Origin of the sequence: Pseudoalteromonas piscicida (assembly GCF_000238315.3) — a bacterium.
Taxonomy (GTDB): domain Bacteria; phylum Pseudomonadota; class Gammaproteobacteria; order Enterobacterales; family Alteromonadaceae; genus Pseudoalteromonas; species Pseudoalteromonas piscicida.
The window spans coordinates 1,084,971-1,097,368 of sequence record NZ_CP011924.1 but is presented as its reverse complement, the minus strand read 5'-3'; the positions used below and the strand labels follow the sequence as shown (position 1 = coordinate 1,097,368).

The following is a 12,398-nucleotide window of genomic DNA, read 5'->3' as shown; positions in this document are numbered from 1 at the left end:
ACACCGTATCAGCTTAATTTAATCGAATTGGCCAGCCTTGGAGGCTGAGATCTTGCTCAATATCGGCGTTTAGCAGTTTACCTTCAAGCTGTATCTCACCATTGCCGTTGATTGCAATGCTGCCATTTTTGGTTTTGACACAGACTTTTTGCTCGCCATTTAACACCACGGTGCCGTTGTTATTTGTCACCGACGCTGCCGGAAAGTCTTGCGGTGCAGCTAAGCGACCAATAACAATAGGCATTGCCACGCTATGTAGCAACACTTCATCGTCAATACTTACGCGTGTCACACTGTCTAATTGGCCTTTAACCTTCATTTCTACATTAGATTCGTCACACTTCACTCGTAACACTTTACCTAATTTATCAATGGCAGATACACGCCATACGATGTTACTCAACGATTGTGGAAATTGTACGACATTGGTTTTCATAGACTTTGCTCCCTGCTTAGTTATGGCTAATTGCTGAGCCAGACACTGAAATGTTGCTGGCGCTTAAGTTCAAGTTGTTGGCATCAATGGTAATATTACCTGCCGCATCTATTTCTATTTTGCCGCCGCCTTGAGAAAGCTGAATTGAACCGCTACCTTGCCCAACAATAGAAATGTTTCTATCGGCATTGATAGTGAAGTTACCATTTTGTGCCGCAAGCTCGACGTTACCATCAACACTGAAGTAACTGATGTCTTGCGCGGCCTCTAGGTTGATGGATTGTTGCGCTTCAAATTGAATATTGCTGTCAGCAGACTGAATTTTAATGTCGGTATCTGCGGTGAGTTGAATCGCCTCTTTGGCATTGATCTCAATATTGGACTCGATACTTTGGATATAAACAGCATCTTCTACGCGAATGCTTATTTCTTTGTCGGCTTGTGCCACAATATTCGCTTGTGATTGCAGCGTCATCGCTTCTTTCGATTTAATATCGATGTAACCTTTTTTGGTTTCAAGCTTGATAAATTCGCTGCCTTCGGTGGCATTAAATTCGAGCATGTTTTCTTGCGCTTTGGTGAACAGTTGGATTTTCTCTTCGCCTTGTTTGTCATCCATCAACAAGGTGTTTTCTGCCTTTGTTACCAATTTATTTTCAGTAGCATTCTCGGCTGTCACCGGGCTTAGTGCTTCATCGTTAAATAGTGCACCGAGAATAATCGGCCTGTCTAAGTCGCCATTTTCGCCCGCCACCATAACCTCGGTTCCTTTGTTTAAAGGAAAGTGCATGCCGTGCCCGCCAGGCCCACCATAGTGCTGCATAAGTCGAGTCGGTTTACTCTCTTCCCCTTCACCATCTTGGTTGAATGGCAGCTTGACTTTATAGCGTCCTTTGTCATCCACTTCTTGCTCAATCTTGGCGTTAAACGATGCAAAAACCTTTTTGCGCTTAATAACAGGCGCTTTAAACTGCACATCAATTGGGATAATCGTCGCTTGGTTTTTATAGGTTAAGCCTTTTACCTTGGAACCGTATTCAACACTACCGCCTTGACAGCCTTTGTGGGCAACGGACACCACTAAGTAACGACCACTATAATTAAGGTGATCGGTTATGGTTAAAGCTACGCCCGGGCGAAGCGCTCGGCAGTCGGTATCGATAACAAAAACATTTCTCCGGCAGTCGATGCTTTGCTGGTGTACTTTGGTAAGCGCATCGCCATCTCCTTCAGTCATGAAGTTTTCAGCAAATATACAGTCTTCACCAAAGCCACCAACCTCTGATTGATTATTGCTATTAACAGACAGTGCGCAGCCTTTTTCATAGTCTTCGTCATACAGCCTAAAGCCGCTATTTAGTAGGCTCGCTTTTTTAGAAAAGGCAAAGACAGACTCACTCGGTCTAACTTGTCCGGTGGGTGACGCATAAGGCAAGGTGATCTCTTCCATCTCTGAAGAAAAATCACTGCTACTGCCAAACACCGACAGGTTGGCTTGGCTACCCGTTGACTCTGTGCTGCCGTAAACAAAACCGTAGCGGCGCATTAAACGCGTTACAAAGTCAAAATCACTCTCGTCGTATTGCACTGTCATGGCAAGGGATGGTGATGAAGCCTTAAATTGCAATTTTCCTGACGGGAACCCTGCCTTATCTAACACGCTTTTAATAATGGCATCCGCCGACATGTCGGTAAAAACGCGATTAGATCGCTGATGTTTGAGCAACACCAAAAGTGATTGAAAAGATAAGGTATAGACGTAGCCTTGATGACTGCGACCATGGCAAACATATTCGGTAATAATTCCCGAAACCGTTCTGTCAGACATGGCCCACGTAATGGAAAATGTAACATCTTTACCAATCACCAGATCAGGCTCAATTAGCTCTTCACTTAACACCTCAATATCGAAGCGATAGTCACTGCATAGGCTGTCATTCTGTGATTCAAAACTCAATACTTTAAATAAACTCCCAGACAGCCCCGCAATTTCGATTGCAAAGTGACTTTCGTTTGCCTTAGGCAGTTTATCGGCAAGTGATGCGAACATTTCCATTTTTGTCTCCTTACTCGTATCTACCGTTAACTTAAGTCGGCGAATACGGCTTCAATTTCACCATTTTCATCCAGTGTCAGCGTCAGCAGATCTGGCATATCTTCTTCGCTCATAAAGCCCAAAATTGAGCGAGCGATCCCAGGTAAAATTTGTTGTTCAATTGTTGCGTTAACCAATCGTGCGCCGCTATCAGACATAGCGCATTTATCGGCTAGATAATCCAGCGCCGTTTGATCTACGCGCAGTTGTATAGCGTGATTGTCACGAAGTCGCGCCGCGACCTTCTCAAGCTTTAGTGCCACGATATGTTTTAACACATCAGTATCAAGCGGGAAGAAAGGCACAACCTGCATACGCGCTAAAAGCGCAGGTGCAAAATGCGCGAGCAAGTTTGGCTTAATTAAGCTGACTAGCTGCTGAAAGCTCGGTCTCTCAAACGGTGTTTCTTCTTCGTTGTTGTCTTGTGCTTCTTCGTCTTCAGGTACGCCTTGCTGAATGATCCCATCCACCATTTGCTGCATGGCTTGCTGCTCGGTTTCTGGTGTACAAGCATTGATGATTTGCTCAGCCCCTAAATTAGAAGTCATGATGATAACCGTGTTTCTAAAATCGATTTCACGCCCTTCACCATCACGCATTACGCCCATTTCAAACACTTGATAGAACATATTCATGACATCTGCGTGGGCTTTTTCCACTTCGTCAAGTAACACCACAGAATATGGACGTTGGCGCACAGCTTCGGTTAACACCCCACCTTCACCATAACCCACATAACCCGGTGGCGAGCCTTTAAGTTGTGATACCGTGTGTGACTCCTGATATTCACTCATGTTTATCGTGGTTAAGAACTTCTCGCCACCAAATAATAACTCGGCTATGTGTTTTGCCGTTTCGGTTTTACCAACCCCTGAAGGGCCTGCTAATAAGAATACGCCCAATGGGCCAGATGAGGCCGATACACCCGCTTTTGCTACCCGTAAGGTTTGTGCAATCGCAGTCAATCCTGCATTTTGCCCCACAACACTTTGCGCTAGTGATTGCTCAAGCTTAAGTAAGTTCTCCAGCTCGTCTTTCACCATGTTACCAACAGGGATCCCAGTCCAACTTGCGATCACTTGCGCTACCGTATCGCTGGTCACTTCGGAGAAAATCGCATTATCATCTTGATTTAACGCAGCAAGCGCTTGTCTAATCGCAGGTTTCTCTTCGTCACTCGCACCGTGCAAGGCGTTATAAGCATCAATTTGCAGCTCTCGACTTTGCTCAAGCTCAGCAAGCTGCTCTTGGGCTTGTGTAAGCGCATCGGTGAGACTTTGAATACAGGTTTGATCTGCAATCCCAAGCTTTGACTCAATTGCCAAGCGTTCAATTCTGCTTTGATAGTAACGGATCTGCTCTTTGGCTTTATCAATCACAACAGGCGACGTTGCCGGTCCCATTCTGACCATAGCAGCTGCGGTATCTAGTACATCAATGGCTTTGTCAGGCAATTGTCTACCTGTGATATATCGAGCTGACAACGTAACCGCGGCTTCAATTGCACTGTCTGTGATTTGAATTTGGTGGTGCTTTTCGTATTTATCTTTCAGCCCCGTTAGCATGAGCTTTGCAGCTTGCTCGGTTGGCTCATCGACTTTAATTAATTGAAAGCGGCGTTCAAGCGCAGCATCGCGCTCAAAATATTTTTTATATTCGCTCCATGTCGTTGCAGCAAGTGTTCTTACTTCTCCACGTGCAAGCGCAGGTTTTAGTAGGTTTGCGGCATCTCCCATACCAGCATCGCCACCAGCACCAATCAAGGTATGCGCTTCGTCAATAAACAAGATAACGGGGGTAGCTGAGCTCTTTACTTCATCAATGACTTGTTTAAGACGACGCTCAAATTCACCTTTTACACCTGCTCCAGCTTGTAGCAGACCCATATCCAGTACGCAGATCTTAACTTCTTTAAGTTCTGGTGGAACTTGCCCTTCAACAACGCGCTGAGCAAGTCCTTCTACCACTGCCGTTTTACCAACACCGGGTTCACCGACAAAGATTGGATTATTTTTACGGCGACGACACAACACATCGATTGCGAGACGGATCTCTTCGTTGCGCCCAAGGACTGGGTCAATTGCACCAGAACGTGCTTTTTCAGTGAGGTCTTCACAAAATGCTTCTAGCGCGCTTTCACCTTGTGAACGGCTATTCGACACTGTGTTGTCAGCATTTGGCTTACTGAATACTTGACGCTCAGTCGAGCCTTTACAGATCTTATTTAAATTCTGCTTTAAGAAGTGCGTATCAATCTTGTCGAACTCGCGCGCCAGTCCAAATGCAGGGCTGTATATCGCCATGTCTTTGAACGAGTCAATCAGCGCAGCTCCTGTGATCCAATCATTTTGATGGCGCATGTTTGCACTGAGCCATGCTTTTTCTAACCACTCATAGAGGCGACGGGAGAAAACCGGCTTGCTCGGGTTACCAGCATCTTGTTGATTGATAAATTCGAGCGCACTATTCCACAATGCGTCTTGATCAACTTCGAAGAAAGGTAAAATCTTCGCAACATCGCCGTCATTGTGCTCTTCCATTAACTTTAATAGGTAATGCTCTGGTAGCACTTCAAAATGCTTTCGACTCGCTGCGAATCCAGCCGCGGCTTCTAACGCTGTCGCGCTGTGATGATTGAGTTTGTCTATGAGATTCTTTATGCCTGTTGCGTCCATCTTTTAATCCTTGCTATTCCCGTTCGCATTAAAACTGTGATTGTGAATATATTTTCTTCTCTATGCGTGCGTTAACTTTACCTATCGCACAACTTACCCCAAGCTTGCCAGCCCCTAACCGAGTGCCCTCGCGCGCTTGGCGATTGATCTGCACTAACAGTTGCCAATTCATTTTGGTTGAGGTGTGCCAATTTAATAATTGTGATAACCGTTTCGCCTTTACACCACCTGGCTCATATAGCTGTGCCTCAGCCTCGTCCATTGGACCAAGCTCAATGCAAATACGATTGCCGGTGACCAGTACGCGTTTACCCAATACGCCATTGCCACCCAATGAAAAACCGCTTTGTTTTGAGCCTAACTTGCCCGCTTCGGTAATATCTTCCCACTCAACGATATTGTCTTTTAGCGTTAAGCTTTCGTCTTGTAGCGCTTGCTTTAATACTTGCTCAAGCCCAGCTGCACTGGTTTGTTTAGCACTAATAAGATTTAGTTTGCTCTTATCTGACTGATTATTTTCAAATACTGCAGCAACTATCTGATCAAATTGCTGCGCACCAATGCCTGCGAGATTAATCTGAGACTTCTTCCAACTTTGAAATAGCTGGCAATACAATACATGATTAAAGAGATCTAAAAATGCGCGTGTTCTAGCACCTATCTCTTCATCTCCTGCGGCTTGCTCTAATAAGTAGTGCGGCATCGCAGCGTCAACGCCATATAAACCGAGAAATGACGTTTCAAGCCTCAATTTACCTCGTTGCCTTACTTGCAATTCGCAGCGTCTAACGTCTGAGGCTGGAAACCCAAGTTCTTTATACGGTGCAATTTCAACGCGATGACTGTGGCCACTTTGTAACTCGTTATTGCTAGCCCAGTGCTGTTCAATAAGCGTTAGTGCCTTATACAAGCTAAAACGCCAAGGTGTGGCCATCAATTTCGCTATCGGCTCTGGCAGTTTTGCCCAAATGGGTTGGTTTTGCTGCTCCATCATTTACACCTGATAACTATCGCCTGCCGTCACATCCCACTCCCACTCGTGGTAACTTGGCAGCAGCGTAACTCGGGTTTTTAAGCACTCGTTAATTGGCGCATATAATTTAAAGAACTGATGCAACACATCGCAAAAATGATACGCATCAGCTGTGCAAACAAAGCTCTTTTCGTTTAGGGTTAAATGGATCTCTATCCCTTTAACAAACACGCCCTTTTGTAGCAATGAGATAGGTTTAGATTCAGCGCCTTGGATACTCTCAATACGGTTTCGATTTTCAGAGCGCTCCGACCAATCAAACAGTGCCAATAGCTTTTTCAGCTGGGTTGGCTCTGCAAGTTGAGAGAAACGCATATTCAACAAGCTAATGAGCTGCCAATGTAAAGCCTGATCAGGAGAATTAAGCAACTTGCTCGGTCTTACAACATTTTTAACGCCAAGTACCGACGGTACATCAGCGCTTTGTGCATTGATATCGCCTTCTTGCAGTGTTTGCCTTGGCCACGCTGCGTTATGCGCTAATAGATCAGTCGATAAAGTAGTAATATCACCCACTTCTTGCATTGAAAGCTGAATGTACGTCTGCGGCGATACCCCGCCAATATCACGGCTTATCAGTGAATACAAATGGGCGTTATCTTCATATACCGTGCTATACCGAGAAACAAAGTCGATGGCTTCTCCAGTGCTACTGCTTGCGCCTTGTACCGACTTAACGCTATAACAAAAACTTTCTCCAAGCTTATTTTGCACCGGATGCAGTTGGTATTCGGTTTGGTTTTCGCTGACTCGGATAGGCTCCGCATCTACCGGGTAGATATTTACCGCTGGTACACAATTAAGCAGGATATTATCCGCATTTACTTTGTTACCGGGCGGTAATTTAATATCACTGGCTATTTTGATACTGATAGTATTAGTGTCTGGATCAATATTTAGTGTATCCAGTCCCGTTAGTTCAACAAAATAGAACTTTTCACGAGAGTTAAAGTAATCAAGCAGCAACGCATAAGCGGGATGACTCTGTTCGCTATTCGGCAACATTCCGGTGCTGTCTTTATGAAAAGCTGCATCTATTTTTGACTTGCTCAAGGTATATTGCGTCGTACTGCCAAGTTTTCCTGTCTCAACCTCTATCGCTGCGTTTGGGTTCTTCATCATTTGATAAAGACTGGCACAAAGCGGCGTGTCACCACGTAAATACACCCGCAATTTAGAGAGATCGTAATCATCTAAACTGCCTTGGCCTAACCGCTTGAGGTGCAGGTTTAATGTCGCACCGGTATGGATCTCATGATAGTCCACGGAGTAGATCTCAAACGGCAGCACTTTCGTTTCTGCGGTGGTCGTAAAGTGACAAGCCACAGGAGCGTTGTCACTTTTATGGGAAGAGATTTTCGCGCCTTTTGGCACACTCACCAACCCTTGCATGGTGAGTTTTGGCGCAAACTCTAGCACCGTCGTAGACGGATAGTAGTTTAATAATATTGGGCAAATCTGTCTGAGTACTTGCTCAGACACTTCAGGTAGCGTCTCGTCCAATCGTTTTTGCGTGAATGCCGTTAAATAAGCGACTCCTTCGAGCAAGCGCTCAACATGGGGATCTCTATCCTTTAATGCGTCAATATTTAAAAAACCGGCATGTTCAGGATACTGCTGAGCAAATTGTTTACCTGCTTGTGTTAACAGCCTCATTTGCGCATCAAAATATTGCTGCATATCCATTAGTCTGCTCCTCCTGCATTGACGTTTGCTTTACCACCTGACGCAAACTTAGTATTCAATCTGATTATCTCGCCGGTTTTTAATTGCGCTCTTATCTCAAATCGAATCACACAGTTTTCCTCTTTTATGTCGATGGGTCGAACGATGAGGTTGGTGATTCTTGGTTCGTACTTTTCTATGGTTCTTTTTACTTCATTGGCAAGTGTTTGCTGCGAGTAAGGAAGTCCTTCATATAAATCTTCCACATCCGGTAAACCGTAATCACCTAAGTGCTCAAGCACTCCCCTATGCGCATTCAACAGTTGCGTTAGGTGTTTACATACGCTGTCGCTTAGATGCGATAAATTGTTATCGCTATAGGCTTGGCGTGATGGCTGAGCTAGCAAATCAAATAAGGCCATAGAAAAATACGCTCTCTATTCATTGTGCGAACTAGTGTAAGCTTGAAAAGGAGGCCAATAGGCCTCCAACACTCGAAATTAACGACCTTCAGTCCATGAGTCAGAGAACTCAATGTTACCGTCTAGGTACGTCCAAGTGATGCGCTTGTAACGCATGTGCACTGTTTCAAGGTGAGGATAACGCTCTTTATCCAAATCTTTAACGTTGTGCATTGTTGGCGTGATTGAAGTGATTTTCACGTCTTCAAGCGTATGGCGGAAGTACTCACGCTCAGTACCCGTGTCATCAATACGGTACCATTTAAGCTCAAGTTGCTTTAATGTTTGACCGTTTGAACACGCTTTGTACATGTACGGAGTAGCAGCATCCACAGCTTTTGTGATAACAAAAGGCTCGTGCTTACGAGTACCTGTTAGCTCGCCCGTGTCGTTATCAGTTGGGATACGCAATTCGTGATCGAAATGCAAAATCTCAATTGAACCTTCACGCTCAGCTACAGTTACTGAACCTTTAACGTCGTTACCTTGGTCGTCCTTTAACCACATATACGCTGGAATTGCCATTTTTAATTTCTCCTTTTAAGATAAGATGTTTCCTAATTATTAAAGGCATTGATCAAACGCATGTTTTTCACGTTTGATCCCCAAACAAAGCGCCACGCTTTATGCCAATTTGGGAACATGTCCCAAGTTGGTGGCAGCCAACTTGGGGCAATCTTTCACTACATGTTATAAGTCACCACGTAATTCCATCACTAACGTCGCCGCATCAAATGGCGTTTTTAGTATATCCAGCTGCAAAAAAGTGCTGCTGAACCGCTTCGGGTAACTGTTTAAATTCGAATTCTCCACGTACTTCTTCCTCCAAAGCGGAAATAACAAAGCTATCAACCTCTAACCATTCATCACGATTAACCAAAGAGTTGTAGTAGTTAACTGCACTTAAGAAACGAATATATTCGTCTTTCATACAATGGTTAAGCGCCACGTAATGCAGGTAATTTACTGCCTCTACGACTAATTCTGTCTCGAGCTTGTCTGTCTCTAACTCGCTTGGGCGAACGCGTGGAGTATGCTCAAAACACGTTTCCATCGCCGCGGTGTAAGCTATAGCTGCTTTTTGCAATTTCTTTTTTGCAAAAAAGAGCTCTGGTGTCATCTCTTGGCTATATGACAAGTTAGTCACCAAGACTGTACTTAGTATCATCAACCAGTTACATATTTTTCGCTTCAACATGACAATCCTTTGCCTCATCATTTATTTCTCTCAAATATTTCAGTCTTCTATCGCACAACACTTGTTTTGGAGTACAACGAGTAAGCATTTATTATTTTAAGTTTATTCATGACTTAATTGGTTCTCCTATAAAGCTTCTGTACTTAACTACAGGCAAGGAAAATAAAATTAAAATCCAGATTATATTCCCAAAAAACAACATTTCAGACGAGGTATAACCGCCCAAATAAAATTCGTTTAACAACGAGTATATATTTACAAACCACCACACCCAAACTACCAAACCCCATGTTCTTCGACTTAACACACGAACTTGTAATATGAGCAATAAGTTTGCTGCCAAAACCAAGCTATCTAAGACAAAAACAACAATGTCTACAAACGCAACGCTGATCTCAGACGAGGTGAAAAGCTGATTATCGTATATTAAAAATACAGTTAAAGAACACTGCACTAAAAATATAACTTTCCAAATAATATGGTCTGCTTCTACATTCATAAATATACCATTTAATACCAGCAACCATATTAAATTTGGTCTTTTTATTAGTAACCGTTTTCCATAATTGCGCCTATCAACCTAACCCGGTTTGAAACTTCTTCCTTTTTCACTTTTAGATGCAAACTCAATTAACATCTCAAAAGCGCTTGCCGATACTTCTGAGCCTCTACAATTAAGGTTCAATGTCATGCTTAATAATGGGCAGCATTCACTGCCCTAAATACGCTTCATTGGTTCTTCAGCTGGCCTTCACTTTTCGCCAGGCATTTGACCAACGAGTGCGAGGCGTACGTCGATACCTTCCACTTGGAAATGTGGAACCACATACGTATTCACACGGTAATAACCAGGATTACCCGGGATCTCCGACACAGTCACGTTGGCATCTTTTAACGGGTGCGTCGCAATTAGAGACTCGTCTGGATTATTCATCTTAGTAACTAATGCACCTAACCAATCATTAAGTTGCTGCTCAAGTTCGTGACGAGGTTTGCTTGAACCGATATTTTCACGTTGGATCACCTTCATATAGTGCGCAATACGCGATACCAAGTAGATGTATGGTAATCTTGCATTGATCCGCGAGTTAGAGGTGGCTTCCGGCGTCTCAAAAATTTGTGGCTTTTGCGCACTATTTGCAGAGAAGAAACACGCAAAGTCACTGTTTTTGTAGTAGCTCAGTGGGATAAACCCTTGGTTTGCAAACTCAAGCTCTTTGGTTTCAGAAATAAGTACTTCCGTTGGGATCTTAGTTTCTTGACCACGACCTGCTTCAAAAGAATGCAGAGGTAGATTTTCAACGCGACCACCAGATTGTGGACCACGAATATTTACCGCCCAACCATTTTGGTGGAAGCTACGGACGATATTTGCCGCGAATGCAAATGTCGCGTTACCCCATAGATAACGTTCATGATGCTCACTGCTAACGTCTTCTTGATAGTTAAAGTGACGAATTGGATTTAAGTCACCGTATGGTAAACGCAGTAAGAAGCGTGGGAACGCTAATCCAATGTAACGTGCATCTTCTGATTCACGGAAGTTCTTCCAACGTAAAAATTCCGCACGCTCCATGTAAGAGCCCAAATCCTGAATTTTTGATACTTCTTCAAGCGAATCTTTTAGGAAGAACTTGGCACCGACACTGCCTAAGAAAGGACAATGTGCTGCTGCAGAAACCCTTGAAATTTCTTGCAATAACGACACATCCGGCGCTGAACAATCAAATTCAAAGTTTGACACCATAGTCGAAATTGGCTCGCCCCCAGGTGTGTCATACTCAGCTGTATACACTTGCTTATAGAGCGCAGATTGCGTGGTATCTGGTGCTTCTTCGAAGTCGTCACGTAGTGTTTCTTTATCAACATCAAGTAGTTCAAGCTTTACGTTTGAGTTATTTGGACAACGATTCACCAAATAACGCAGTGAACGCCACGCTGACTCTACTTTTTGAAACTGCGGATGATGTAAAATTTCGTCCAGCTGTTCAGAGATAATTTTGTCGACTTTAGCGATGTAGTCATCAAGTAATAACTTGTCGATACGTGACACTTCTTTGCTGTCATTAGTGGCCATGTCTAAAAAGACATTGATAGCAGCAGTTAGGCGTTCATTGGTGTCGGTCTCCGCAAGGTTATTAGCATCACGAAAGTTATCTATGCTGATTTCACTTGAAACCGGCTCAATAGACACAAGATTACAGATTGTTTCATAAGCTGAAGCTGTCAAAGTCTCTTCTTTGCGCGCTTCAACGTTTAACGTTTCTTGCATATTCATCGGTTTGTGTCCTTACTCTTGCGGTTGTTTTTCTTGCTCAGACAAAAGCGGCGCTAACTCGTTTAAGCGTGCTTTTAACTCATCAAGTTCTGGTTTGTTCTGCAAAATGCGCTCAAGCTCTTTTCTCAGCGTTGAGTTATCAAGCAAGTTAGATTTCAGATCACGTAATAAGTTACGCATTGACATCATCTTGTTAAGCTCTGGTACTTGCGCTGCAACTTGCTCTGGATCGAATGACTTAAAATCATCAAACGTTAGGTTAATACCGATTTCACCATCACCTGCGATTTTGTTCGATACTTGAAACTTTGCCTTTGGTGACATGTCTTTAAGCACTTGCTCTAAATTATTTTTATTAATAGCAATGCGCTCACGCTCAGCGAGGTCACTATCGTTTTGGCCGTTGGAATAATCACCAACCACCAAAACTTTCATCGGTAGTTCGCTCTTTTGCGTTGCACCATCGGTTTCCAGCTCAAGCGCTATATTAATCCGCGCTCTTGGGATCTCTTTTTGAAACGTATCAGACATAGTCTTTCCTTATTTAATCAGTCGTT

Annotated in this window: 11 protein-coding genes; all 11 read right to left on the bottom strand. The window is 43.7% G+C overall.

Annotation, left to right across the window (positions count from 1 at the left end):
* Positions 1 to 13 precede the first annotated feature (13 nt).
* The 11 genes from PPIS_RS05085 to tssB all read right to left on the bottom strand — a co-directional run bounded on the left by PPIS_RS05085 (position 14) and on the right by tssB (position 12,372).
* On the bottom strand, positions 14 to 436 hold the full coding sequence (locus tag PPIS_RS05085; protein WP_010377078.1) for a hypothetical protein: 423 nt from the start codon (positions 434 to 436) through the stop codon (positions 14 to 16).
* Positions 437 to 452: 16 nt separating this feature from the next.
* The gene (locus PPIS_RS05080) at positions 453 to 2,492 is read right to left on the bottom strand and encodes a type VI secretion system Vgr family protein (protein ID WP_010377075.1); all 2,040 of its coding nucleotides are present in this window, start codon (positions 2,490 to 2,492) and stop codon (positions 453 to 455) included.
* 26 nt (positions 2,493 to 2,518) lie between these two features.
* Positions 2,519 to 5,206: a type VI secretion system ATPase TssH gene (gene tssH, locus PPIS_RS05075; RefSeq protein WP_010377072.1), complete on the bottom strand. Its 2,688-nt coding sequence runs from the start codon at positions 5,204 to 5,206 to the stop codon at positions 2,519 to 2,521.
* Between the two features lie 28 nt (positions 5,207 to 5,234).
* Complete coding sequence (tssG, locus tag PPIS_RS05070; RefSeq protein ID WP_248694207.1) at positions 5,235 to 6,200, bottom strand: type VI secretion system baseplate subunit TssG; 966 nt, start codon at positions 6,198 to 6,200, stop codon at positions 5,235 to 5,237.
* Positions 6,201 to 7,925 carry a type VI secretion system baseplate subunit TssF gene (gene tssF / locus PPIS_RS05065; RefSeq protein ID WP_010377069.1) on the bottom strand — a complete coding sequence of 575 codons (1,725 nt, stop codon included), beginning with the start codon at positions 7,923 to 7,925 and terminating at the stop codon, positions 6,201 to 6,203.
* The gene (gene tssE / locus PPIS_RS05060) at positions 7,925 to 8,326 is read right to left on the bottom strand and encodes a type VI secretion system baseplate subunit TssE (RefSeq protein ID WP_010377066.1); all 402 of its coding nucleotides are present in this window, start codon (positions 8,324 to 8,326) and stop codon (positions 7,925 to 7,927) included. The genes tssF and tssE overlap by 1 nt, the downstream gene beginning before the upstream one ends.
* A 78-nt stretch (positions 8,327 to 8,404) precedes the next feature.
* The gene (locus PPIS_RS05055) at positions 8,405 to 8,890 is read right to left on the bottom strand and encodes an Hcp family type VI secretion system effector (RefSeq protein ID WP_010377064.1); all 486 of its coding nucleotides are present in this window, start codon (positions 8,888 to 8,890) and stop codon (positions 8,405 to 8,407) included.
* Between the two features lie 205 nt (positions 8,891 to 9,095).
* Entirely contained in the window at positions 9,096 to 9,563 is a 468-nt protein-coding gene (locus tag PPIS_RS05050) for a hypothetical protein (protein WP_010377061.1), read from the bottom strand.
* Positions 9,564 to 9,669: 106 nt separating this feature from the next.
* Positions 9,670 to 10,062, bottom strand: a complete 393-nt coding sequence (locus PPIS_RS05045) for a hypothetical protein (protein WP_010377059.1) — start codon at positions 10,060 to 10,062, stop codon at positions 9,670 to 9,672.
* A gap of 252 nt (positions 10,063 to 10,314) precedes the next feature.
* The gene (gene tssC / locus PPIS_RS05040; protein ID WP_010377056.1) at positions 10,315 to 11,841 is read right to left on the bottom strand and encodes a type VI secretion system contractile sheath large subunit; all 1,527 of its coding nucleotides are present in this window, start codon (positions 11,839 to 11,841) and stop codon (positions 10,315 to 10,317) included.
* 12 nt (positions 11,842 to 11,853) lie between these two features.
* The gene (tssB, locus tag PPIS_RS05035) at positions 11,854 to 12,372 is read right to left on the bottom strand and encodes a type VI secretion system contractile sheath small subunit (RefSeq protein ID WP_010377053.1); all 519 of its coding nucleotides are present in this window, start codon (positions 12,370 to 12,372) and stop codon (positions 11,854 to 11,856) included.
* Between the last annotated feature and the right edge of the window lie 26 nt (positions 12,373 to 12,398).